The organism is Phyllobacterium sp. LjRoot231 (assembly GCF_964253365.1).
Taxonomy (GTDB): domain Bacteria; phylum Pseudomonadota; class Alphaproteobacteria; order Rhizobiales; family Rhizobiaceae; genus Phyllobacterium.
This window is the reverse complement of sequence record NZ_CAXUQT020000001.1, coordinates 1,256,028-1,280,237: the sequence shown is the minus strand read 5'-3', so window position 1 is coordinate 1,280,237 and position 24,210 is coordinate 1,256,028. Positions and strand designations below refer to the sequence as shown.

Here is a 24,210-nt window from a genome sequence, read left to right as displayed (position 1 = left end):
CAGGACCTAGAGCAGGCCTGCTTTTGCCAGATCACGCAACAGATGGCTCGCCCCATAAGTCCATGGGGCGCACTCGGTAGACAGACGCACGCGGTTCGACAATGTTCCCAACGACGGCGTCGAGATGGAAACAACATCATTCATCTTGTGGGTGAAGCCTTTGCCCGGCCCATCGCGATCCTTGACCGGCGCGAACATGGTGCCAAGGTAAAGCACGAAGCCATCGGGATACTGGTGATGCCGCCCGATCGTGGCTTCAACGAGCGATTCCGGCGTGCGCGAGATCTTCGCCATGCTGGAATGACCGTCGAGCACAAACCCATCCTCGCCCTCGACACGCAAGCTGAGTTCGGCCGCCTTGACGGTCTCGATAGTGAAATCACCATCGAACAGCCGAACAAATGGTCCGACCGACCCTGAAGCATTGTTGTCCTTCGCCTTACCCAGCAGCAGCGCCGAGCGTCCTTCCACATCACGCAGATTGACGTCATTGCCGAGCGTCGCACCGACGATGCGTCCGGCCGCAGATACCACCAGCACGATTTCCGGCTCCGGATTGTTCCAGCTGGAAATCGGGTGCAGCCCGACATCTGCGCCAAAACCGACAGTCGACATGGGCTGGCCCTTGGTGAAGATTTCCGCGTCGGGGCCAATACCGACCTCGAGATACTGGCTCCAGACACCGCGAGCGATCAGCGCCTCCTTGACCTGCATCGCAGCTGGCGAGCCAGGCACGATCTTGGATAGATCGGCGCCAATAAGCTTGAGAACATCCTCCCGAAGCGAGTCCGCCTTGGCCTTGTCGCCCTTCGCCTGCTCCTCGATGACCCGCTCCAGCAGCGAGGCGACGAAGGTCACGCCTGACGCCTTCACCGCCTGCAGATCAATCGGCGAAAGCAACGCTGGAATAGCCGGATCGTATTTATCCGTCCAGCTGTTCTCAATGATTGCATTCACGTCACCAAGCTTCGTTCCCGTCGCACTCGAAACATAGGTAGCCGGGTTATCAAGTTCGGCAATATCCCGCACGGTCGGCGCAGCTTTGCCCGTGATATCGAAGACCGCACCATCACGAACCGTAACGATCCGCGGGGTGGCATGCCCGGGAATTTTGGCGCGCCCGACGAGAACACCGGAGGTGGGGACGATGGCATTTGGCATGATCTGGTTCCTGATATCTGTGGCGCGATGCGCTTCAAGCCAGGCGATGAACGCCAGCTTCGGCGGGGGGTGCGACACAGTTATGCGGCAGGGCATCCCGCCAATCAAGACCGCAAGTTGCAATCTCTTGGAGCGCGCAGCGCAGTCCGATGACGGAGAGGGCTTGATCAGACTCCCAGTGTTGCTTTCACCCGCGCCGGTGAGAAAGGCAGATCGTAGAGGCGCTTGCCCGTTGCATTGGCGATGGCATTGGCAAGTGCTGCAGATGTTGGCCCTTGTGCTGCCTCGGCCACGCCGAGATAGGGTGAACCCGGGTTATCGACGATATGAACATCCAGACTCTCCGGGACTGCACTGAAGCGCAGGATCGGATAGGTCGACCAATCCGAACTCGTGATCCGCGTGTTGTCGAAATTGACCTGTTCGTACATCGTCCAGCTCAGCGACTGGATGATGCCGCCCTCCGTCTGATTGCGGATGCTGTCGGGAGCCACCGCCTCACCGCAATCGACAGCCGAGACAATACGCGGTATCCGGATCTTGCCAGTTTCCTTGTCGACGTCGATCTCCATCGCCAGTGCCAGATAGGCAGCATGGTTCTTGTATTTGGCAAAGGCAAAGCCGCGGCCTCGTCCTTCCGGCATGGGTTCGTTGGACCAGTTGAAAGCCTCGGCCGCTGTCGTAATCACCTTGCGCGCCCTTGGATCATCCATGTGCTTCAGGCGGAACTCGACGGGATCAGTTCCCGCCTCCTTCGCCAGTTGGTCCATGAAACTCTCGATCGAGAACACATTGGCATAGGCGCCAAGCCCGCGCAGCGACGAGACTCGGACCGGCATATCCGCGACGAAGTGCCAAAGCACCCGCATGTTGGGGATCGAATAAAGCGGTATTGCATTGCGATCGCCATTACCGAGCGGCGTGATGCTCATTACCGGCTTATCCGGCGGATACCCCGAAGCCATAAGTTGTCCCGGCAGCAGTGCGCCCGCACTGCCCGGCCTTGCCGAGTGGGTGTTGCTCCAGAGGTCATATTTCCAATTGACGATCTTGCCGGAAGCATCGAGCGATGCACTGACCTTGGTCAGCATCGCCGGACCATAGGGCTCCCAAAGATGCTCCTGATCGCGCATCCATTGCACTTTGACCGGACGGCCCGGCAGCGCCCGGGCGATCAGCGCCGCATCGCCGGCGGCGTCATCAGCGCCATTGTGCCCGTAACAGCCAGAGCCTTCCGTATGAATGCAACGGACCTTGTCCAGCGGCATGCCAAGCATTTGCGCAATGGCTTTGCGGTCCGGGTAAACGCCTTGCGTATGTGTCCATACCGTCATCGTGCCGTTGTCGAGATGAGCCACCGAGCAGGAAGGTCCGATCGACGCATGCATCTGGTAAGGCCGCATGAACTGGGCGCTGAATGTCTTGACGCCGGTCGTAAAGTCGCCGCCAGCCTCGGCCACCACGCCCTGCTCGCTTTCGCTTTTCTGCAGAACGGCAGGTAGATCCTTCTCGTTCGGCAGGCGTGGCTTCTCTTCCCACTCAGCGAGTGTCGTCAGAGCGCGCATGGCTTGTACGGCCTGGAACTCTTTCTCAGCCGCCACCGCGAGAAAATCACCATCGCGAATAACAGCAACCACGCCCGGCATCGCTTTGATGGAGGCCGTGTCGATATCCTTCAGCGTTGCGAACCAGCTTGGAGGACGAACGACCCGGGCGTGCACCATGCCTGGCAGACGCATGTCCTGTACATAAGCCTGACCACCAGTGACCTTCGCCGGGATATCGACGCGCGCGAACGGCTTGCCGATATATTCATAGGCATCAGGCGATTTCAGCTTCGACTTCGGCTGCGCATCCACATGCAGCATATCCGTCATGACCACCTCGCCATATCCAATGGACTTGCCATCCGGCCCGACGATGCGGCCGCTTTCCGCTTTGAGCTGATCGACAGGCACCTGCAGTTTGCTGCTCGCCTGCTGGATCAGGATTTCGCGAACCTGCGCCGCGGCATTGCGGATCGCCGTGCCGCTGTTCTGGACCGTCTGGCTGCCGGCGGTGAATCCCTCATTGGGGGTAATCGCCGTATCAGCTGTGATCAGATTGATCGACGCAGGCGGAACCTCAAGTTCTTCCGCCGCTATCTGACGAAGGGAGGTCTTCGTGCCTTGCCCGAGTTCCGCCTTGCCGGTGTAGACTGTGACCGAGCTATCCGCATCGACGCGAATCCAGGCATCCAGCGAAGGCGTATCGGCCAGACTGCCGGGCAGTTTGGGACCGGCCGCAACTGGTTCTGGAGGTTTTGCAGGCACATTGAGTTCGCCTTCCTGAGCGAAAACTTGATCTCTCAACGAGAAACTTACGACCAGTGCGCCAGTCCCCAACAATAGATTGCGGCGGGTTACATTCGGAAAGCGAGGAGCGTTCATCAGACTTTCCTTCCGCCGCTTGCAGGTGTCGCCGCTGCTGTTTTCATCAATTCACGTGCGCGTCTCACGGCTTTGAGGATACGCATATGCGTTCCGCACCGGCACAGATTGGGCTCAAGGGTCGTCTGGATTTCTGCGTCGCTCGCGTCCGGCTTCGATTGCAGCAGCGCTTGCGCGCGCATCATCATGCCGGGGATGCAGTAGCCGCATTGCGCAGCCTGCTCTTCGATAAATGCCTGTTGCATCGGGCCAGGATTATCGATGGTACCGAGGCCCTCCACAGTCTTGATCTCCCGGCCTTCGAGCAAAAGGATCGGCGTCAGGCAGGAGAAAATTGCCTTGCCATCGACCATCACCGTGCAGGCCCCGCATTGCCCAAGACCACAGCCGAATTTGGCGGCATTGAGTTCAAGATCGTTGCGCAGGACATAGAGCAGCGGTGTCGCGGGATCGGCATCGACCTCATGCGTGCTGCCATTGACGTTGAGTTTCATCACTGATCCTCCGCTCCTATGTTGCTGGGGCCACGTTCGATCCCGTCAGAGGGCCGGATACTGACGTGGTATTTACCGGTTCTGGTATCGGCTACACGCTGGACCACATCGACCCAGGCTGGCTCGTCGGTAAAGTGCTGGCGCAGATAGCCAAGCAGATCGTTCAACTGATCATTGGTCAGCACATCGGCGAAACCCGGCATGATAGCACTCGTCCGGCCACTTGCTGCTGGAAGACCATAAAGCACCATATTGATGGCGTTTTGCGGGTCTGGTGCATGCACTGTCGAACTGAGTCGGAGATCAAGCCCGCCGAAAGGCTGCGGCCGGCCGTTTTCATGGCAAACAGCACAGGCGGCCTGATAGATTGCAGCACCTTGTCCGCCTGACGACGCCGATTGGTCATTGCTTATCGCAGAAGTGATCGGGCCCGATTTCACTTCCTGCAGCAGCTTTTCCGATTTAGCGCGGCGATCCGCCGAAGGCTCGCCCATGACCGATGCGACGTAGGTCGCCATGGCACGGATATCGCTATCGGACAGCAGCCCGAGATTGCCAGTGACTTCGCCCATCGGGCCATTGGCGACACCGTGATCCGGATGCCAGCCCTGCCGCAGATAGGTGAAGAGACTATCCTTGTCCCAAACCACAGGAGCAGGCGACAATCCGTCAAGCGCGAAAGCGCTCCAACCCTCGGCTTCACCGCCGGCTAAATGCAATGATGCCTTTTCGGCACCGAGGGAGTTGCGTGGTGTGTGACATGCGCCGCAATGACCTAGTCCATTGACCAGATAGGCGCCGCGATTCCATTCCTCGCTTTGGCTCGCGTCCGCCTGATACGCGCCATCCTTGAAGAACAGCATTTTCCAGCCTGCTAGAACCAGACGCACGTTCAACGGGAATGGAAGTTCGTTGGGTGGCGGCGTTGCCTTCACCGGCTGGCGTGTCATCAGGAAGGCATACAGGGCGCGGTTATCATCGTCCGAAACAATGGTGAAATGATCGTACGGAAATGCCGGGTAGAGATGTTCACCCCTGCGCCCGATCCCGTCCCGCATTGCTCGCTGAAATGCCGCCTCTGACCATGTTCCTATGCCAGTTTCCGGATCGGGCGTGATGTTGCTGGAATATATCGTCCCGAAAGGCGTCGGAAGGGTCAGCCCGCCGGCAAACGATTTTCCACCGGGGTTCGTGTGGCATGCGGTGCAATTGCCGACGGCAGCCAGTTTCGCCCCATGCTCGATCAAGGCCTGATCGAAGGATGCACGTTCGGGCGGGTTGATCGGAGCAATCTCCGGCTTCCACGCATAGGCAAAAGCGCCTGCAGCACCGGCAATAATCAATGCTCCGAGACCGATAAGAACACGACCAAATTTCACAGGTTATCCTTGGAATCGATTGGGAACTCCTGAAGCCGGCGAGGCGTCAGTAAATACAAGAGTTGACGAGAAAACTCCGAATTTAGAACGTGTCCAATGTTAGATATATCAGCAAGTTGGGTCAATCGAAGCCAACACCCATCCAATCAAGATTGTGTGATCGTTATACAAACTCGGTAAGTTTTTTCTTACGCATCTGCTGACACCGGATTGTCAGCAGATGTCCGATTTTCGTTACTGAAGCCTTGTTATCCTGAACAACACCGGCGCTAGATCATGCAACGCATTACCCGCAGAATTGTTCAGGAAAATTATGAAGCCATCCGCTTATCAACTGGGGCTGATTTTCGTGACAGCCTCTGCCATTGCATGGAGCCTTGCCGGGCTGTTCACGCGGGTTATCCCGCTGGATAGCTGGACCATCCTGGCATGGCGTGGCATTTTCGGATCTCTCGGAATTGCAGCGGTGATGGCCTTTACGGAGCATGGCCGGATCTGGGCGAGCTTCCGCAACATGGGCTGGGCCGGCTGGCTCTTCGTCGCGGTTTCCGCGCTCGGCATGGTGTTTTTCATAAGCTCACTGAAAGAAACCACCGTCGCTCATGTGGCCGTCATCTACGCCACCATCCCCTTCGTCGCTGGGGTGCTTGGCTGGCTCGTCATGGGAGAAAGACCGACGCCCGGTGCCATTCTTGCCAGTATCGCGGCGTTGATCGGCGTTGCACTCATGGTTGGATTCGGCGTTGAGGGCACTCTCTTCGGCGATGTTCTCGCCTTTGGCATGACGCTGTGCATGGCGGTGCTGATGGTGATTGTGCGGCGCTCGCCCGATGTTTCCGTCATGCCTGCCGCCTGCTTGTCGGCTCTGGTCAGTTCCCTTGTCTGCTGGCCACTCGGCAATCCGCTCGTGGTGTCCGCCGACGACCTCCTGCTCATTGCGCTTTTCGGCATATTGGTTTCCGCGGTGGGCCTTGCCCTCTTCACACTCGGCGCCAAGCTCTTGCCGCCGATCGAAACCGCGCTGATCGGTTCACTCGATGCGCCACTGGCGCCTTTCTGGGTCTGGCTGGTGTTTAATGAAGTGCCAAGCAAAAGCACGGTGTTCGGGGGATCGATCGTCTTCACCGCGGTTATTGTGCATGTGATCGCAGGCGCGTCGAAAAAGGCCAAGGCGCAACGCCTGGTCCAACCGAACAATGTATCGTGAACCGCTAAATCTTTACGCTAATTGACAAGCTGAACCAAAAGCGGGGAGAATCGCGAAGAACTCGAGGTCGGGGGGACGCGCGAAATGTTGGAAGTCGCTATAAAGCCGGACGTTCATGCATTCTTCGACAAGCGAACGAGCTCCGTGCAATATGTCGTCGCGGATCCGGTAACCAGACATTGCGCTATTATCGATTCGGTCCTGGATTTCGACGAAAAGTCAGGAGCGACCGCAACCGTCAACGCCGACCGGATTCTACAGTTCGTTGAAGCGAATGGCTTGAAGGTCGAGTGGATTTTGGAGACCCACCCTCACGCCGACCACTTTTCGGCGGCACACTACCTGCGATCTAAGACTGGCGCTTCGACCGCCATCGGCAGCCATATCGTTGAGGTTCAGGCCTTGTGGAAGCAATTCTATAATTGGCCGGATTTTCCCGCTGATGGATCGCAGTGGGATCGGCTATATAGCGCCGGAGATCGTTTCAATATCGGGAAGCTAACCGGTATGGTGATGTTCTCTCCCGGTCATACACTTGCATCGATCACCTATGTCATCGGCGATGCTGCTTTTGTGCACGACACGATGTTCATGCCGGACAGCGGGACCGCCCGTTGTGACTTTCCCGGAGGAAGCGCCGAGCATCTATGGCAATCCATTGCATCGATCCTCGCGCTACCGGACGAGACCAGGATCTTTGTCGGCCATGACTACCAGCCCGGCGGCCGCGAGCCCTTATGGGAAAGCACGGTCGGCGAGCAAAAGTCCCGCAATATCCATTTTTCACGCTGCAATTCCGAAGCAGAGTTCGTGGCGATGAGAAAAGCCCGCGACAAGACCCTGCCCATGCCCCGACTCATTCTGGCTGCCCTGCAGATCAACATGAATGGTGGGCGGCTGCCCGAACCCGAAGCGAACGGAGAGCGGTTTTTGAAGATACCGTTGAATGCGCTCGGCGACACGAAGTGGGATTGAAGGTTACACGCCGCGATTGCAAAAACCTTGCATTGTCAGGCCATGAGCGACAAGGTATGCCAATGACCAGAATGACAGGTCGCGGCAAGGCATGAACAAGATTGAACTCGACAAACAGCCCAACGGTATTACTGAGACCAATCCGGCTCGGCTTGGTACCCGGCTGAAACTGGCACGGCAGACACGCGGCCTCACACTGAAGGCCCTCTCCGAAGCCGCCAATTGCTCGGAAAGCCTCCTGTCCAAGATCGAGAACGGCAAGGCATCGCCTTCCCTGCCCATGCTGCACCGGTTGGTCCAGGTTCTCGAAACCAATATAGGCTGGATGTTCGAAGAGTCGGACGGCGAGGAAGGCATCGTCTTTCGTGCCGGAGCAAGGCCGCTGATCGCGCTTGATCCTTTGCGGCGTGGCGAAGGCATCTCGCTGGAACGCATCATTCCATATTCGCCTGGACACCTTCTTCAGTGCAACATCCATCATATCGAGAAGGATGGTGCCAGCGCCGGACCTATCCAGCATGCGGGCGAAGAAGTGGGCTACATTCTCTCGGGTGAAGTGGAACTCACCGTCGGGGAGAAGCACTTCCAGTTGGCCGTGGGCGATTCCTTCGTTTTCAACTCCGATTTGCCCCATTCCTATCGGAACATCGGAATGGAACGGGCGAGCATCTTCTGGGTCAACACACCGCCAACATTCTGAGGCCGGAAACGAGACTCCTTTTAGATCGAAAACTGATTTTTCTCACGTTTTACGATAATTGAATTACGGACTTTCAAATTACTTGACATACATTCAAGTCTCTTGAATGATGCCCTTGCGTTCAGTTTTACGTGGGCCCGCACATGGGCCATTCCATCAGAAAAAAGGGGAATCGGGATGCGTCTTACCAAAATACTCTCAGGCTGTGCTGCAGCCCTCGCCATGACACTTGTTGTCGGCTCGTCCGCCTGGGCTGATACCTTCGCCCTCGTGACGATCAACCAGCAGGCACTTTTCTTCAATCAAATCAATGAAGGCGCGCAAAAAGCGGCCGATGCTGCCGGCGCCAAGCTGGTCATTTTCAACGCCAACAATGTTCCAAGCGCCCAGAACGACGCGATGGAAAACTACATCACCCAGAAGGTCGATGGCATCATTCTTGTCGCCATCGATGTGAATGGCGTTAAGCCTGCGATCACGGCCGCAAAGGCTGCCGGCATTCCGGTCATCGCCATCGATGCGCAGATTCCAGACGGCGACAACATCGCCTTCGTCGGTGTCGACAACACCAAGGCCGGCGAAGACATCGGCAAGTTTTATGCCGACTACGTCAAAGCCAGCATGTCGGGAACCGCCAAGATCGGTGTTATCGGCGCGCTGAATTCCTTCATCCAGAACCAGCGTCTGGACGGCTTCAAGAAGGCCGTTGCAGATAGCGGTCAGAAGATCACTTTCCTCGACACAGTCGATGGCCAAAATGTACAGGATGTGGCCCTGACCGCCGCCGAAAATCTGATGACTGCCAATCCGGACATGACGACGCTATACGCGACTGGTGAACCGGCTCTGGTCGGCGCCGTCTCGGCCGTAACGAGCCAAGGCCGTACCGGTGACGTCAAGGTCTTCGGATGGGATCTGACCAAGCAGGCCGTCGAAGGCATCGATGCCGGTTGGGTCACAGCGGTCGTGCAGCAGGATCCTGCCGGTGAAGGCAAGGCCGCCATTGAGGCGCTGACCAAGTTGAAGAAGGGCGAAAAAGTCGAACCCATCATCAACGTACCGGTAACAATTGTTACCAAGGAAAATGTCGATCAGTTCCGCGGCATGTTCAAATAGAACATAGGCTGCGCCGTGCGTCCTGTAGGACGCATGAATATTGCAGTAAAATGGCGCGGCCGCACATGCCGCGCCCCACGAACTGCGTCACCGGACGCGAGGTCCATCTGAGGCGATTTTAACCCAATGGTATTGCAATGAACGATATTGGCAGTGAAACCTACCGGGTCCGCATGACCGGCATATCCAAGCGGTACAATACGATCCAGACGCTCGACAACGTGTCGTTGAGCCTGAAGCCCGGTGAAGTGCTTGGTCTCGTCGGCGATAATGGCGCAGGTAAATCGACCTTGAGTAAAGTGCTTTCCGGCGCGGTGATCCCGGACGCGGGCACTATCGAGATCGACGGCAAGACCGTATCCTTTTCCTCTCCCGCAGACGCCCGATCGGAACACGTCGAGATGGTCTATCAGGACCTTTCCCTGTGCGACACCGTAGATGTGGCGGGCAATATATTTCTCGGGCGCGAGCCAAGACGCCGGATTCTGGGCGTGCCGTTTCTCGACAAGAAGCGGATGCATGACGAGGCTCGAACGATGCTCGACCGGCTTGGCATCGTCATTGCCGATACGGGCCTGAAGGTTGAAAACCTCTCCGGTGGCCAGCGTCAGTCCATCGCCATTGGCCGTGCTGCGTCATTCGAGCCATCCGTCCTGATCATGGACGAACCAACCGCAGCGCTGGCCGTCGCCGAGGTGGAGGCGGTTCTTGATCTTATTCGCACTGTCAGCGCGCGCGGCGTCAGTGTCATTCTCATCACGCATCGCCTGCAGGATCTCTTCCTTGTCTGCGACCGTATTCAGGTCATGTATGAGGGCCGCGGTGTCGCCGAACGGCGCATCGAGGACACCAGCATCGAAGACGTTGTCAATCTCATTGTTGGACGCAAATTCCAGGCACGTTCAGCTCGCCGCGGCGAAGAAAATGGAGCACGCACATGAGCAATCCATCGACTTCAAGCGACAATGCGACGCTTCATCCCGCCGCCGCGCAATCCCGCGTCCGCAAGAGTACACTGCATGACCGTTTTATGGCCAATGGCAGCGTTGTTTCCATCGCCATCTTCTTCCTGATTGTCTGTCTGCTTTTCTCCGGCATAACCGATGCCTTCCTGACCGCACCCAATCTGCTCAACATTGTCCGCCAATCAGCTCCGCTGTTGATCGTGGCCGCCGCCATGACCTTTGTAATTACTACCGGTGGCATCGATCTCTCGGTCGGTTCGGTACTGGCGCTTGTTGCCACTCTGTCGGCTGTTACATTGCAAGCCGGTCTGCCTTGGCCATTGGTTATCATCGCCATGCTGCTGCTGGGCGCTGCCGTCGGTGCAATCCAGGGTTTCTTTATCGCCTATGAACGCATCCCGGCCTTCATCGTTACGCTGGCTGGGCTGTCTGTCATCCGCGGCATCGCCCTCCTGATTACCGGCGGTTATTCCATCCCGGTCGAAGCGACGAGCCCGTTCACGGTCATTGGCCGCGCCTGGTTCCTCGGCGTGCCGGTCCCCGCGCTCATTGCGCTTGTCGTGCTTGTCGTCGCCTATCTTGCCTTCAACGAAACCCGGTTCGGCCGTTACGTCACCGGTATCGGCGCCAATGCTGAGGCAGTACGCCGGGCCGGTGTCGATACGCGGCTGACAACGCTGATGGTCTACGTTCTGTCCAGTACAGCCGCCGCTGCTGCCGGCATCATCCTTGCCGCCCGCCTCGGCTCTGGTTCGTCCAATGCCGGACAAGGCTTCGAACTCGAGGTGATCGCCGCTGTCGTGCTTGGCGGCACCAGCCTTTTTGGCGGCCGTGGAACACTTATCGGCACCGTGCTTGGAGCCTTGACCGTAGCCGTTATCGGCAACGGTCTGATCCTCGCGCATATGTCGCCGTTCCTGACGCCAATCGTCACCGGCACGATCATTCTGGTTGCGATCTGGCTGAACTTCCGGCTGTTTCGCGGCGCGATCCGGAGCAGATGAATGATCGGACTCGACTTTCAGACCACTGAACGCGACCGGGCGCCGATCGGAGTTAAATCCGGGACGGTCATGACCGTTCAGGGTCCTCTGCCTGTCGGTGAAATGGGCGTCACGCTCATGCATGAGCACATCCTGCTGGACGGTGCGACCTCCTGGAAATGCCCCTGTCATCCCGATGGGATGGCAATCGCGGAACAGCCCGTCTCGATCGAGATCATCGGCGAGCTGCGCATGAATCCGTACGTGAATCGTGACAACGTTTCTTTGGACGATACCGACCTTGCTCTTTCGGAGCTCAAGCGCTTTCAGGCTCTCGGCGGGCACACCATTGTCGATCCCACCAATATCGGTATCGGCCGTGATCCGGTAAAGCTGCGGCGCATCTCCCGCACGGCCAATCTGAAGATCGTCATGGGCTCCGGCTTCTATCTGCAGCACACTCATCCCGACTGGCTGAAGGATATGGACGTCAGTGCGGTCACCGAATTTCTTGTCAATGATGTCGGTGGTGGCGACACCCAACCCGAGATCATGGCGGGCATCATCGGCGAAGTTGGCGTCAGCAAGGACTTCACCGCGGAAGAGCGCAAGTCGCTGCGCGCCTCCGCTCGCGCTTCGCGTATCACCGGGGTTCCGCTGTCGATCCATTTGCCTGGCTGGGAACGGCTCGCCAACGAAGTGCTGGACATCGTCGAGCAGGAAGGCGCTGACCTTCGGCATACAATCCTCTGCCACATGAACCCCAGCCACGAGGATCTGCCCTACCAGGCGAGCCTCGCCAAACGCGGCGCTTTCCTCGAATACGACATGATCGGCATGGACTATTATTATGCCGACCAGGACGCCCAATCGCCTTCCGACGAACAGAATGCGCGCGCCATCCGTTCGCTGGTGGATATGGGCTTTGCAGACCGCGTGCTGCTGTCGCAAGACGTCTTCTTGAAGATGATGCTGACGCGCTATGGCGGCTTCGGCTACGGTTATATCCTCAAGCACTTCGTGCCGCGCCTGAAGCGCCACGGCGTCGATGCCGAGTCCATCGACCGCATGCTCACCGACAACCCGAAATCCGTATTTTCTGCAGCGGCCTGATCGCTGCTTTTTGGTACTCAAGGAGTTTTCATGTCCAAACACAAGGTTCTTCTCGCCGGCGAGTCGTGGGTTTCCACTGCCACCCATATCAAGGGCTTCGACCAGTTTCCCACCGTCACCTATCACACCGGCGCCGATGAGCTGCTGAAGGCGCTGAAGGACAGCGACTTCGACGTGAAATTCATGCCGGCACACGAAGCGCAGCGCGATTTCCCCCAGACGATCGAAGCCTTGTCGGAATTTGACGCGATTATCCTCTCCGATATCGGCGCCAATACACTGCTCCTGCATCCGGATACCTGGATCCATTCGAAGACAACGCCAAACCGCCTGCGCTTGTTACGCGACTATGTTCGCAACGGCGGTGCGCTGCTGATGTTTGGCGGCTATTACAGTTTTCAGGGCATCAATGGCGGCGCTCGCTATCACAAGACGGCGGTTGAAGAAGTGTTGCCGGTTACCTGCCTTTCCGTCGATGACCGCATCGAGGTTCCGGAAGGGTTCACCCCGGTCGTGACAGGCGCCGGCGACCATCCGATCCTGCAGGGCCTCGGCAAGGACTGGCCGATCCTGCTCGGCTACAACGAGGTCACGGTCAAGGACGGTGCGGAAGTTCTTGCGACTGTATCCACTGACTATGGCTTACAGCCGCTTCTCGTCACCGGAACCTATGGCAAGGGCCGTACGCTCGCCTGGACCTCCGATGTCGGGCCGCATTGGCTGCCTTCGGATTTCATCGCCTGGAAGGGTTATAAGACATTATTCGAACAGATGCTTGCCTGGGCGATTGCAAAAGATTGACCCAAACCGCAATGAACACCGGTGCCAAGATCAACGGCGAACGTCTCCTTCAAAGGCTAGACGAATTCGCCTTGATTGGTGCGACACCGGCAGGCGGCGTCAATCGGCAAGCGCTGTCCCCCGAGGATCGCGCTGCTCGGGCAAAACTGGCAAGTCTGGCGGAGCACCGCGGTTTTGGCGTGTTCCAGGATTCAATGGCCAATCTGTTCATCCGCCGACGCGGTCTTTCTGCCGATCTTCCACCTTTTTTGATTGGCAGCCATCTCGATAGTCAGCCCATGGGCGGGCGGTTTGACGGCGCGCTTGGCACGCTTTCCGCCTTTGAGGTTCTGGAATCTCTGGAGGATGCCAATGTCCAGACTCCCACGGCCGTGGAAGTGGTCGCCTGGACCAATGAGGAAGGCAGCCAGTACTCACCCGGCTGCATGGGCTCGATGGCATTTGCCTCGGGTGCTATCCCCAGCGACTGGTATTCCACCCGCTCTCCGGACGGAAAGGTGCTGGGTGAAGAACTCGCAGCAACCCTCGACGCGCTTCCGGATGCGATCCAGCGCCCGCTTGGCGTGCCGGTCTCCGGCTATCTTGAGGTCCATATCGAGCAGGGGCCATCACTTGAACGCGAGAACATCCCGATCGGTATCGTCCATGCGATTCAGGGCACGCGCTGGCTCGAGGTTGTGGTTACCGGACAGACCGCCCACGCCGGGACCACGCAATTATCGTTCCGTCGCGATCCCCTCGTGGCGGTCACCGAAGCGCTTCAGGAGCTTTACAATTCCGTCATGCCAAAGGATGAGCGGGCGCGATTGACCATCGGCCGCATTTCCGTAGAGCCCGCTTCCATCAATGCCATTCCCGGCAAGGTTTCCTTCAGCGTCGACCTGCGCCACCCGGACGCACGAGAATTGGCGCGGCTTGAAAACCATGTTCGCGCGATCTGCGAAGAAAAGGCTTTGGCTCTCGGTTGCGAAGCAACGATCCGCCGTACCTTTGATATGCCGCCGGCGCAATTTTCGCCGTTGCTGTTGCAAGCTGTCGAACAGGCGGCAACGCGTCTCGGTGTCGCTTTCAAGCCGATGCTGTCCGGTGCCTTCCACGATGCTCTTTTTCTTGCACGTGTCACTGATGCAGCAATGATCTTCGTGCCATGCCGCGATGGCCTAAGCCACAATGAGGCGGAATTCGTCAAGCCCGAGCACTCCGTGCTTGGCGCAGAGGTTTTGCTGGAATCGACCCTGACTGCTCTCCGTATGGCGTAATCTAGATGGTGGCTTCGGTTTTTGCGAGCCGCTGCATGAACCGCGGGGGCTGTCCGAAAGCCCGCAGGAATGCGCGGCGCATACGCTCACGGTCGCCGAATCCGACATCGCGGGCGATCGTATCGATCGGGATGCGCCCATTTTCGATCATCAACCGCGCGGCTTCTACGCGCAGGTTCTCGATGGCCTTGGCGGGCGATTGTCCGGTCTCGGCCTGAAAAGCTCGGCTGAACTGACGTGGGCTGAGATGCGCGACTTCCGCCAGTTGCTCTACCGATAGTTCCTTGTGCAGGTTTTCCCTTGCGTAGACGAGACTTTTCTGGATCCGGTCAGACTTCGGATCAAGTTCGAGCAGCGCCGAGTACTGCGATTGCCCGCCCGCGCGGCGATGATAGACGACGAGTTTTCGGGCAACTGACTTGGCGATATCGGTCCCCAGATCCTTTTCGACCAGCGCCAAAGCCAGATCGATACAGGAGGTCATGCCGGCGGATGTCCAGACCGGCCCGTCGATGATGAAGATGCGGTCTTCCTCCATCTTCACGTTAGGAAAAGCCCGCTGGAAATCTCGGGCATGGAACCAGTGGGTGGTCGCGCGCCGCCCGTCTAGCAGCCCAGCCTCGGCAAGGATGAAAGCGCCGGTGCAGGTCGAGCCGATGCGGCGTGATCGCGGTGCGACGTCGCGCAAGAAATTGATCAGGCCTGACGACACCGGCTCGACGTAATTATTACCGACGACCAGCACCGTATCAAATGAAGCATCGCTGAAAGGGTCAGTACTGATAGAAAATCCTGCGGACGAGGCGATCAGCCCGCCCCCTTCCGACAGCAGGCTGATTTCATAATAGGGCTCATCGAGAGCCAGATTGGCAAACTCGAACACTGTCGTAGCAGCGAGATTGAGAACCTGAAATCCCGGAAAAAGGATGATTCCAATGTGATGCATCGGGCTTCCTAGCGAATGTCTCAAAAGGTGGTATCTATGACATTTATGCCATAGCAATACGCCTGTAATGTGCTCCTCGTCAACAGGGAGTTAATCCCGAATCACGGAGCAGACAAATGACCAATAAATCTTCCAAGGGTACAGCCCTCATTACCGGCGCTTCGTCCGGCATCGGCGCCGTCTACGCGGACCGGCTTGCCGGACGCGGCTATGACCTCATTCTCGTCGCACGCAATCGTGAAAGGCTCGACAGCCTGGCAGCACGCCTTAGCATGGAGACCGGCCAGACAATCGAAGTTGTCGCAGCGGATCTCGGCAACGGTGAAGGCATTGCGCGCGTCGAAGAAATACTGCGTACGGACGCCAGCATCACCATGCTCGTGAACAATGCAGGCGTCGGTGCCACTGCACCGCTCCTCCAGTCCGATCCGGCCAAGATGGATGCGATGATCACACTGAACGTTGTGGCGCTTAGCCGGCTTGCCAAGGCCGTTGGGCCCAAGTTTGTTGAGCGTGGTGCGGGCACGATCATCAATATCTCGTCCATCGCTGCCATTTCCCCTGAAATCCTGAACGGCGTCTATGGTGGCACCAAGGCTTTCGTTCTCACCTTCAGCCAATCATTGCATCATGAACTTGCCGACAAAGGCGTTCGCATCCAGGTCGTACTACCCGGCGCCACCAGCACCGAGTTCTGGGATATTGCAGGCGTGCCTGTCAGCAACCTGCCGGAGAGCATTGTGATGTCCGCAGCCGACATGGTCGATGCGGCTCTTGCAGGTCTCGATCAGGGTGAATTAGTGACAATCCCGGCTCTTCCCGATGTTGCAGACTGGAACACATTCGAGACAGCGCGCCAGGCACTCGGCCCTAACCTGTCACACCGGCAACCTGCGGAACGTCTGTCGAGGCTCTGACGAACATGCAGCGCGCAGGACTTGTGCGCGCTGCCACCCAAAACGGAAAATGCTTACAATCGTGCCAACGCATTGACACAATAGCCGTATATTCGGCTGTCGATCTGTCCACCTTGACCCTGCTAAAACCTGTAGAGGTCATCAAACGAACTCTCTCCAGGCCGACAATGTCTCGCAAACTGGTACTGCGTCGATTGGGCGTATTCTCTATATTTCTTGCACCAAGCCGTCTGCGGGCTTCCGCCCGCAGCACCGAACTCGGCCTCATCCTTGCTGCGGCGGCTGTCGGCATTGTGTCGGGCTTCGTCGTCACCGCCATGAGCTTCGTCGCGCAGGAGATGCACGAACTGATTTTCCAGTTGAACGAAGGCGAACGGCTGTCGTCAATTATGACGAGGGATCATATCCTCGTGCTCGTCGCACCTGTAACGGGCGGTGCCATTCTGGGATTGTTGCTGCTTATTCTCACTCGCTACCGTAAGAGACCCATGGTCGACCCCATTGAGGCCAACGCGTTGCACGGCGGACGTCTTTCGCTCAATGACAGTCTCATCATTGCCGCTCAAAACCTTATCTCCAATGGGTTCGGAGCATCGGTGGGTCTCGAAGCAGGCTATACCCAGCTCGCATCGGGCCTTGCATCAAAGCTTGGCCTCTCCCTTCAGTTGCGCCGTTCGGACCTGCGCATCCTCGTTGGCTGTGGTGCAGCCGGTGCAATTGCGGCTGCATTCAACGCTCCTCTAACCGGTTCCTTTTATGCTTTCGAGCTGATCATCGGCTCCTATACGATCCTCAGTCTGGCACCGGTGGTCGTTTCAGCGCTTCTTGCGACAATCATTGCCAGAATGCTTGCCGGCGATAACTTTCTCATTGAGATTGGCAGTTTCGGCACGGTTGTCCCTGCAGACTATATTCCGGCTTTGCTTCTCGGCGTTTTCTGCGCGCTGGCCGGCATCCTACTCATGAAGGGCGTAGCGTTTGTCGAGCAGATTGCGCGAAAGAGTTTCATTCCCTCCCCGGTACGGCCGTTGCTTGGCGGCGTGGTGATCGGCTTGCTGGCGCTGATATCACCGCAGGTTCTTTCGGGTGGTCACGGCGCGCTGCACCTCAATCTCGACAACACAACGACGATTGCAGCCCTGATCGGCGTACTCCTGCTCAAATCGTTTGCCTCTGCGATCTCCATCGGCTCCGGTTTCCGCGGCGGCCTCTTCTTCGGCTCGCTGTTCATGGGCGCGTTGCTCGGCAAGCTTTTCGCCTATTCGGCACCCTATATCTTTGCTCACGCTACGTTGACGCCGGTGATCTACGCTGTTGTCGGTATGAGTGCACTCGCGGTCTCGGTTATCGGTGGCCCGCTGACCATGACGTTCCTCGCACTCGAAATAACCGGCGATTTCCCGATAACTGTACTTGTACTCGCCGCAGTCATCACCGCCTCATTCACCGTGCGCAATATGTTCGGTTATTCCTTCGCCACATGGCGTTTTCACCTAAGGGGCGAAAGCATCCGGAGCGCGCACGATGTCGGCTGGATCCGTAATTTGACAGTCGCCAAGCTCATGCGTGTCGATGTCCGAACCGCCCCGGCCAACCTGAGCATCAGTGATTTTCGTCGCGATTTCCCACTGGGTTCGACCCAGCGGGTGATCATTGTCGATGACAACAACAAATATGCAGGCATGGTTCTGGTGCCAGAGGCCCATTCGGGCGTGACCGAAAATTCCGACGAAGGCCAATCGATCAGCGACCTGATCAAATACAAGAACGATTTCCTGCAACCGCAGATGAACGCCAAGCAGGCTGCCGCCATATTCGACAAAGCGGAAAGTGAAGAACTGGCTGTCGTCAATGATCTTGTCGAGCGCCGCGTCATCGGTCTGCTCACCGAAAGCCATACACTCCGCCGCTACAGCGAAGAGTTGGACAGACAGCGGCGCAGTGTTTCCGGCGAGATTTAGAGCATCTCAAGCGGTCGTTTGCGGCGCGGTGGCGGAAAGGCTTCGTCCAGGACGGCAAGTTGATCCGCTGTCAACTTCAGATCGAGGCTACGGCGATTTTCCCGTATATGCTTTGGTGTGCTGGACTTTGGTATGGCAATGACCCCGTCATGGCTAAGGACAAAGGCCAACGCCACCGCGGCCGGCGTTGCGCCGCATTCCTTCGCAATGCGCGCCAGCACCGGGTGTCCCAGCATTCGCCCCTGCTCGATTGGTGAATAGGCCATGATCGGGATTTTGCGGATCTGACACCATGGCAACAACTCGAATTCGACACCGCGGCGGGTGAGATTATAGAGAACCTGATTGGTTGCAGCAGTTTTCCCGCCATCGATACGTTGAAGCTCTTCGAGATCCTCCGTATCGAAATTACTGACGCCCCAGTGCCGGATTTTCCCAGAGTTGATGAGATCCTCAAACCCGGCCACCGTTTCCTCAAGCGGGTAGCCACCGCGCCAGTGCAGGAGATAGAGATCAATCGTCTCGCATTTCAGCCGCTTCAGGCTGCGTTCACAGGCAAGCACAGTACCCCTGCGCGAGGCGTTTGATGGCAAGACCTTGCTTACCAGAAACACCTCGTCACGCCTGTGCTCGATCGCTTCAGCGACCACTTCCTCTGCACCGCCATTGCCATACATTTCCGCCGTATCTATCAGGCTCATGCCAAGATCAAGGCCGAGCCGCAGTGCGTCCGCTTCCTGATAGAACTGCCGTCGGTCCTCGCCCATGAACCATGTCCCCTGACCGAGCACCGGAAGCATCTCACCTGAGGGAAGAGCCGTCTGCTTCATCATGCTTCACCTTGCATCGCCGTTGTGAAACGCGCTTTGGCTTCAGCGCTCCAGACCTGTTCCGCATGGTAGTTTCCTTCGAAGGCCGGAACACCCGCCGGTAACGTAATCCATGGATGCTTGGTTGCAGTGAAACAATGAATGTCGGGAGATAGCTGGGCAGCGTCGTCCAGTGTGCCCACATAGACCAGCGCGAAAGTCTCGCCAAGCTGGGAATGAATGGCCCATAGCGGCACGGCACAGCGCGGGCACCTGTGGACGAGTTGACCCTCCGGCAAGGCGGATGCCGTGTGGATCACATCCGGTTTCCCCTCACCGGTAAGCGTGACGCGGTCTGCCTCGATCATCGCGTTGACCGCGAAAGCCGAACCCGACATCCGCTGGCAATAACGGCAGTGACAGCCATGGACGATGATCGGCGCAGTTTCCATGCGGTAGCGCACATGGCCGCAGACGCAACCACCGGTCAGCCCGCCCGAACCATCAGAATCTTTCGCCATTGATATCCCTCCTCAGCGCTCTATGGCCGGTGCAGGCAATGATTGCGCAATTGCGCCGGGAAGTGAAGGCTCCGGATTGCCGGCACCTGCTCCCGCCCCATGAAATTGACGAAAGCTGCGCCATTGCAACGGGCGAATCCTTGAGTTAACTCTGTCAGCCCACGAGGCCGGCTGAAAACTCAACAAGAGGATGCCGTCCTTGATTGAAAGGTAAAATGGGAGGGGACCCGGAATGTCACGGTGGCTGGTCGTCACAGGGTGGATCGATGAATTCAATCGTCGCATAGCGATTGTTGCAATCTATTTTGTCTTGTTTGCATCATTGGTTTGCGCCTTCAATGCGTTGCTGCGCTACAGCATCGGCACGATGATCTGGCTGGACCACAATCTCGGTGCTGCCGGCCTGTTTCGCGGTATCCTCGCGGTCTATGGCCGCAACTCGAATTCCCTCTCCGAACTGCAATGGTACCTCTTCGCCGGCATGGTGATGCTCGGTGGCGCCTGGACATTGAAATTGAACGAACATGTGCGGGTCGATCTTGTTTATGGCTCGGTCAGCGAAAGAACCAGGACTTGGATCGATCTGCTCGGCGGGCTGTTTTTTCTTCTGCCGATATGTTGCCTGATGATTTATTTCACATGGCCGTGGTTCGTCCTGTCGTGGGTAACCAATGAAGGATCGTCAAATTCCGGCGGTCTTCCGCTCTGGCCCGTCAAGCTGAGTCTTCCCGTCGGCTTCGCGCTGGTCGGACTTCAGGGCATTTCAGAACTCATCAAATGCTATCTCGCCCTCACCACTGATTATGTTCGTGAATTTGCCTACGAGAAACCCGTTCAATGATGACATTTTTCGCTGACAATCTTGCCCCGTTGATGTTCTTCGGGCTGATCATCTTTATGGTGATCGGCTATCCGGCGGCGTTTTCCCTCGCTGCCGTCGGACTTTTCTTCGGCTTCATCGGCATCGAAATGGGAGAGATCAGCCCGGATTTCCTAGGCAATCTCACCTACCAGATGTTTTCAGTGCTCGCGAACGAATTGCTACTAGCCATTCCGTTCTTCACCTTCATGGGCGTCATCCTTGAACGATGCGGACTGGCCGAGGATCTGCTCGAGGGGTTCGGACAGCTGTTTGGCGGCGTTCGCGGCGGGCTTTCCTATGCGGTGATCCTGGTCGGCGCTATTTTGGGTGCAATCACCGGTACCGTCGCAGCCTCTGTCATCGCAATGGGGCTCATCTCGCTGCCGGTGATGGCGAAATACGGCTACAATATCCGCCACGCCACCGGCGTCATCGCAGCTTCCGGCACGATCACCCAGCTCATTCCCCCGTCGCTGGTGCTCATCGTTCTCGCCGACCAGCTCGGCAAGTCGCCGGGCGATATGTATATCGGCGCGACCGGAGCAAGCATCGTTCAGGTGCTGCTGTTTGCAGGCTGGGTATTCATCCTCAGCATCATCAGGCCGGATCACATTCCCGCACTTCCACCCGAGGCGCGGACCCTTCGCGGCTGGCCGCTTCTCGCACGCTGTGCACGCGGCATGATCCCGTCTCTTGCCCTCATCTTCATCGTGCTCGGAACGATCTTCATGGGCCTTGCCACTCCGACGGAAGCCGGCGCGATGGGCGTTGTCGGTGCCATGTTCATAGCATGGTTGAACGGGCGTTTGACATGGAAGCTCGTCTATCAGGCAATGGACATGACCATGCGCCTGACTGCCATGGTTGTCTTCATCCTCCTCGGCGCGCGCGTCTTCAGTCTGGTGTTTCAGGGCGTTGGCGGCGGTCACTGGATCGAGACCATGCTGACTTCGCTGCCGGGCGGCGTTGTCGGCTTTCTGATCTTCGTCAACATCTTCATTTTCATCCTTGCCTTCTTCCTCGACTTCTTCGAAATCGCCTTCATCGTCATTCCACTGCTCGCGCCGGCGGCAAGCGCACTCGGTATCGATCTCATCTGGTTCGGCGTCATGATCTGCGCCAATATGCAGACGAGTTTCATGCACCCGCCCTTCGGCTTTGCGCTGTTCTATCTCCGGGGCATCGCGCCGAAATCGATCAAGACCAGCGATATCTATATGGGTGCAATTCCGTGGCTGGTTTTGCAGTTGATCCTGGTAGGTCTGCTGATCGCCTTTCCGGGGATGGTCACCTATTTCCTCGATCCCACCGCCGCCGTCGATATGCAAAATATCCAGCTGAATTTGCCGACCGCCCCGGGCAATGATCTTGGCAATCCGCCATCGTTCGATCTTGGACAACCACCGTCGTTCAAGTGAACGCGAAAAGGTCAGCCGCTTGTGCCGGTTGACCCTCCAAAAGTGTCCTTATGACTTCTTGATATCTTTACTCTGAACCCGCAATGGAATTCATATCGGCGGGCATGGTATTTCTTCTGCGTACCCAAATCATTGGAGTGCAAGGAAATGACCATAACAACGAATACTGTAGAATCGAACCAGACAAAACACACGAGTTTCACCGCGAAGCACGGCCAGAGGCTAATAATGCTGCTGGTGCTTACCGCCCTATTGGCGGGAGCCGTTGGTTTGAGAACTGCCGCAGCACTCGGTGACTTCATCTGAATTGCGCCAGAGAGACCATGCCGATTGCCGTCAATTGACGGCACTCCCGGCGGGTCCACAGACAGATCGTAATAAGAGGAAATCCATGACTACGAACAGCAAAGACGAACCCTCACGATTGAGGGGCGTGATGACTGCGCTCATCACGCCCTTCCAGAATGGCGTCGTCGATTATGATGCCCTCGCCACCCTATCGGAGTGGCACATACAATCCGGCATCGATGCCCTTGTCCCCTGCGGGACCACCGGTGAAGCCCCTACCCTTGCATGGGATGAGCGGCTGAAAATCATCAGAACCTGTGTGAGAACTTCACATGGACGCGTGCCGGTTGTTGCCGGTACAGGCACCAACAGCACCGAACTGACCATTGCCCATACGTCTGCGGCCCAGTCATGCGGCGCCGACGCAGCCCTGATCGTTACTCCCTATTATAACAAGCCGAGCCAGGAGGGCATTGTGCGCCACTTCGAGGCGATTGCACACAGCACTAACTTGCCGATCATCGTCTATAATGTGCCGTCAAGGACGGGTGTTGATCTCACCATGCATACGCTAGACAGACTTGCCCAAATTCCTTCGATTGTTGGCATCAAGGACGCGACGGGAGAGGTCAAACGTGTGGAATATGTTCGCACGATATTTCATGACCGCTTCATACTGCTGTCCGGTCACGATGAGACGGCTTACGCATTTAACCTGCTGGGCGGCGACGGGATGATCTCGGTCATCGCCAATGTGCTGCCGCACGTTTTTGTCGCCCTGCACAATGCCTGCAAAGCCGGGGATTGGTCTACAGCCAGATACATTCAGCAAAGAATGCAGCCGGTCTTCAAGGCTTTCGACCTCGATACAAATCCATGCCCGGTGAAGTATGCGCTCAAGCATCGTCGTGGCATGAGTGACGAGGTTCGCCTGCCGCTCGTGCCTGTTTCCGTGGAAACAGCCGGCGAGATCAGATCGGCTTTGGACCATCTGGGTGGGGCCGGCAGTCATGGCCAGACTGATCGCGCCAGCGCGATCTTCAATCCAGTGGAAACCCTTTCCGAGTCTCGGACCGCGCCGCTCGTCTGGCGGGTCTAGTACGAACACCGCAACCCAACAAAAACAGTCGTTTCACGCCTGCAAGCCTGAAGCTGAAAGTGAGAAATCATGCCATACGCTGCAAAAAACCACGCCAATTCGAATAATTGTTGCCGCTTCCTCGTCGGCCGGAATATAGATGGCTGCTGGATCGTCTGTGACCGGAAGCGGCTGGTCGGAGGCCTCTTTGCCGACAAGGAATCAGCCGTACACTTTGCCGTTGCGCAAAGCGAGCACCAGCCAGGTGCAGTCTGGTGTGCAGAAGACGATGATTGTCTGCTCGCCGATCCCTGGCAGGACCTGTCCGATCGGTCTCACCGGAAACGCGCCTAAGCCTCGGGTCCTCCGACAAAACACGAATAGAGCGACGCTACGCTTTTCGCCGCTCTCATTTGCTCAAGTACGCCGGGCGTCCGCAGCTTCCTGGAAAAACACGCAAGGACATTGAGATGCTTGTTGGGCTCCTCGTCCGGCGTCAGCAACAGGAAGACAATATCCACCGGCTTTCCATCGATCGATTCGAAGTCGATAGACTCCTTCAATCGCGCAACCATTGCGACGGGCCTGCCAATGCCGGCGATACGTGTGTGCGGAATGGCAACGCCCTGGCCTATGCCGGTCGACCCCAGCTTTTCCCGCTTTTGCAGCGCATTCAGAATGGTGTCGGCTGGAACTACCACAAATTCGCTTGCGCTGGCAGACATTGCCTGCAGCGCCTGCGCCTTGGATGACACATCAAGTTCCAGGATGACGTTTTCCGGCTTTATATAGTCGGCTAATTTCATTGCTATTCTCATTCAATCTTCA

23 protein-coding genes are annotated in these 24,210 nt (G+C 57.4%); 15 read left to right on the top strand and 8 right to left on the bottom strand.

Going from position 1 to position 24,210, the window contains the following annotated elements:
- Positions 1 to 6: 6 nt before the first annotated feature.
- From ACSQ3H_RS06195 to ACSQ3H_RS06180, 4 genes are all read right to left on the bottom strand, one after another.
- Positions 7 to 1,161 (bottom strand): fumarylacetoacetate hydrolase family protein, encoded by a 1,155-nt coding sequence (locus ACSQ3H_RS06195; RefSeq protein ID WP_436116244.1) that lies wholly within the window; start codon positions 1,159 to 1,161, stop codon positions 7 to 9.
- A 167-nt stretch (positions 1,162 to 1,328) separates the two neighbouring features.
- Positions 1,329 to 3,590 carry a molybdopterin cofactor-binding domain-containing protein gene (locus ACSQ3H_RS06190; RefSeq protein WP_436116243.1) on the bottom strand — a complete coding sequence of 754 codons (2,262 nt, stop codon included), beginning with the start codon at positions 3,588 to 3,590 and terminating at the stop codon, positions 1,329 to 1,331.
- Complete coding sequence (locus ACSQ3H_RS06185; protein WP_436116242.1) at positions 3,590 to 4,087, bottom strand: (2Fe-2S)-binding protein; 498 nt, start codon at positions 4,085 to 4,087, stop codon at positions 3,590 to 3,592. The genes ACSQ3H_RS06190 and ACSQ3H_RS06185 overlap by 1 nt, the downstream gene beginning before the upstream one ends.
- Positions 4,084 to 5,463, bottom strand: a complete 1,380-nt coding sequence (locus tag ACSQ3H_RS06180; protein WP_436116241.1) for a c-type cytochrome — start codon at positions 5,461 to 5,463, stop codon at positions 4,084 to 4,086. The genes ACSQ3H_RS06185 and ACSQ3H_RS06180 overlap by 4 nt, the downstream gene beginning before the upstream one ends.
- Before the next feature lie 313 nt (positions 5,464 to 5,776).
- On the opposite strand from ACSQ3H_RS06180, the gene ACSQ3H_RS06175 reads away from it, so the two are divergent.
- The 9 genes from ACSQ3H_RS06175 (at position 5,777) to ACSQ3H_RS06135 (ending at position 14,582) form a co-directional block, all read left to right on the top strand.
- On the top strand, positions 5,777 to 6,670 hold the full coding sequence (locus ACSQ3H_RS06175) for a DMT family transporter (RefSeq protein ID WP_436116240.1): 894 nt from the start codon (positions 5,777 to 5,779) through the stop codon (positions 6,668 to 6,670).
- 84 nt (positions 6,671 to 6,754) lie between these two features.
- Positions 6,755 to 7,645: an MBL fold metallo-hydrolase gene (locus ACSQ3H_RS06170; protein WP_436116239.1), complete on the top strand. Its 891-nt coding sequence runs from the start codon at positions 6,755 to 6,757 to the stop codon at positions 7,643 to 7,645.
- Between the two features lie 91 nt (positions 7,646 to 7,736).
- Positions 7,737 to 8,345 carry a cupin domain-containing protein gene (locus tag ACSQ3H_RS06165; protein WP_436116238.1) on the top strand — a complete coding sequence of 203 codons (609 nt, stop codon included), beginning with the start codon at positions 7,737 to 7,739 and terminating at the stop codon, positions 8,343 to 8,345.
- A gap of 177 nt (positions 8,346 to 8,522) precedes the next feature.
- Positions 8,523 to 9,461, top strand: coding sequence for an ABC transporter substrate-binding protein (locus tag ACSQ3H_RS06160; RefSeq protein WP_436116237.1), 939 nt, complete (start codon positions 8,523 to 8,525; stop codon positions 9,459 to 9,461).
- A 137-nt stretch (positions 9,462 to 9,598) separates the two neighbouring features.
- Positions 9,599 to 10,402: an ATP-binding cassette domain-containing protein gene (locus tag ACSQ3H_RS06155; RefSeq protein WP_436116236.1), complete on the top strand. Its 804-nt coding sequence runs from the start codon at positions 9,599 to 9,601 to the stop codon at positions 10,400 to 10,402.
- Positions 10,399 to 11,430: an ABC transporter permease gene (locus ACSQ3H_RS06150; protein ID WP_436116235.1), complete on the top strand. Its 1,032-nt coding sequence runs from the start codon at positions 10,399 to 10,401 to the stop codon at positions 11,428 to 11,430. Before ACSQ3H_RS06155 ends, ACSQ3H_RS06150 begins: the two co-directional genes overlap by 4 nt.
- Positions 11,431 to 12,522 carry a phosphotriesterase family protein gene (locus tag ACSQ3H_RS06145; protein ID WP_436116234.1) on the top strand — a complete coding sequence of 364 codons (1,092 nt, stop codon included), beginning with the start codon at positions 11,431 to 11,433 and terminating at the stop codon, positions 12,520 to 12,522.
- A gap of 30 nt (positions 12,523 to 12,552) precedes the next feature.
- The gene (locus ACSQ3H_RS06140) at positions 12,553 to 13,323 is read left to right on the top strand and encodes a glutamine amidotransferase (protein WP_436116233.1); all 771 of its coding nucleotides are present in this window, start codon (positions 12,553 to 12,555) and stop codon (positions 13,321 to 13,323) included.
- 11 nt (positions 13,324 to 13,334) lie between these two features.
- Positions 13,335 to 14,582, top strand: coding sequence for a Zn-dependent hydrolase (locus tag ACSQ3H_RS06135; protein ID WP_436119365.1), 1,248 nt, complete (start codon positions 13,335 to 13,337; stop codon positions 14,580 to 14,582).
- A gap of 1 nt (position 14,583) precedes the next feature.
- Here ACSQ3H_RS06135 and ACSQ3H_RS06130 read toward each other — a convergent pair whose 3' ends face one another.
- On the bottom strand, positions 14,584 to 15,528 hold the full coding sequence (locus tag ACSQ3H_RS06130; protein WP_436116232.1) for a GlxA family transcriptional regulator: 945 nt from the start codon (positions 15,526 to 15,528) through the stop codon (positions 14,584 to 14,586).
- Between the two features lie 116 nt (positions 15,529 to 15,644).
- Between ACSQ3H_RS06130 and ACSQ3H_RS06125 the strand changes: the two genes are divergently transcribed.
- The gene (locus ACSQ3H_RS06125; protein ID WP_436116231.1) at positions 15,645 to 16,445 is read left to right on the top strand and encodes an SDR family NAD(P)-dependent oxidoreductase; all 801 of its coding nucleotides are present in this window, start codon (positions 15,645 to 15,647) and stop codon (positions 16,443 to 16,445) included.
- 167 nt (positions 16,446 to 16,612) lie between these two features.
- Positions 16,613 to 18,406 carry a chloride channel protein gene (locus tag ACSQ3H_RS06120; protein ID WP_436116230.1) on the top strand — a complete coding sequence of 598 codons (1,794 nt, stop codon included), beginning with the start codon at positions 16,613 to 16,615 and terminating at the stop codon, positions 18,404 to 18,406.
- Here ACSQ3H_RS06120 and ACSQ3H_RS06115 read toward each other — a convergent pair.
- Positions 18,403 to 19,239, bottom strand: coding sequence for an aldo/keto reductase (locus ACSQ3H_RS06115; protein ID WP_436116229.1), 837 nt, complete (start codon positions 19,237 to 19,239; stop codon positions 18,403 to 18,405). The two genes, ACSQ3H_RS06120 and ACSQ3H_RS06115, sit on opposite strands and share 4 nt — an antisense overlap.
- Complete coding sequence (locus ACSQ3H_RS06110; RefSeq protein ID WP_436116228.1) at positions 19,236 to 19,736, bottom strand: GFA family protein; 501 nt, start codon at positions 19,734 to 19,736, stop codon at positions 19,236 to 19,238. Before ACSQ3H_RS06110 ends, ACSQ3H_RS06115 begins: the two co-directional genes overlap by 4 nt.
- A gap of 232 nt (positions 19,737 to 19,968) precedes the next feature.
- Here ACSQ3H_RS06110 and ACSQ3H_RS06105 point away from each other — a divergent pair, with 232 nt between their 5' ends.
- The 4 genes from ACSQ3H_RS06105 (at position 19,969) to ACSQ3H_RS06090 (ending at position 23,736) form a co-directional block, all read left to right on the top strand.
- Positions 19,969 to 20,577 (top strand): TRAP transporter small permease subunit, encoded by a 609-nt coding sequence (locus ACSQ3H_RS06105; protein WP_436116227.1) that lies wholly within the window; start codon positions 19,969 to 19,971, stop codon positions 20,575 to 20,577.
- On the top strand, positions 20,574 to 22,016 hold the full coding sequence (locus tag ACSQ3H_RS06100) for a TRAP transporter large permease (RefSeq protein ID WP_436116226.1): 1,443 nt from the start codon (positions 20,574 to 20,576) through the stop codon (positions 22,014 to 22,016). The genes ACSQ3H_RS06105 and ACSQ3H_RS06100 overlap by 4 nt, the downstream gene beginning before the upstream one ends.
- A gap of 391 nt (positions 22,017 to 22,407) precedes the next feature.
- Positions 22,408 to 23,403 (top strand): 4-hydroxy-tetrahydrodipicolinate synthase, encoded by a 996-nt coding sequence (gene dapA / locus ACSQ3H_RS06095; RefSeq protein WP_436116225.1) that lies wholly within the window; start codon positions 22,408 to 22,410, stop codon positions 23,401 to 23,403.
- A gap of 69 nt (positions 23,404 to 23,472) precedes the next feature.
- The gene (locus ACSQ3H_RS06090) at positions 23,473 to 23,736 is read left to right on the top strand and encodes a hypothetical protein (RefSeq protein ID WP_436116224.1); all 264 of its coding nucleotides are present in this window, start codon (positions 23,473 to 23,475) and stop codon (positions 23,734 to 23,736) included.
- Here ACSQ3H_RS06090 and ACSQ3H_RS06085 read toward each other — a convergent pair.
- Positions 23,733 to 24,188: a PTS sugar transporter subunit IIA gene (locus tag ACSQ3H_RS06085; RefSeq protein WP_436116223.1), complete on the bottom strand. Its 456-nt coding sequence runs from the start codon at positions 24,186 to 24,188 to the stop codon at positions 23,733 to 23,735. The two genes, ACSQ3H_RS06090 and ACSQ3H_RS06085, sit on opposite strands and share 4 nt — an antisense overlap.
- Between the last annotated feature and the right edge of the window lie 22 nt (positions 24,189 to 24,210).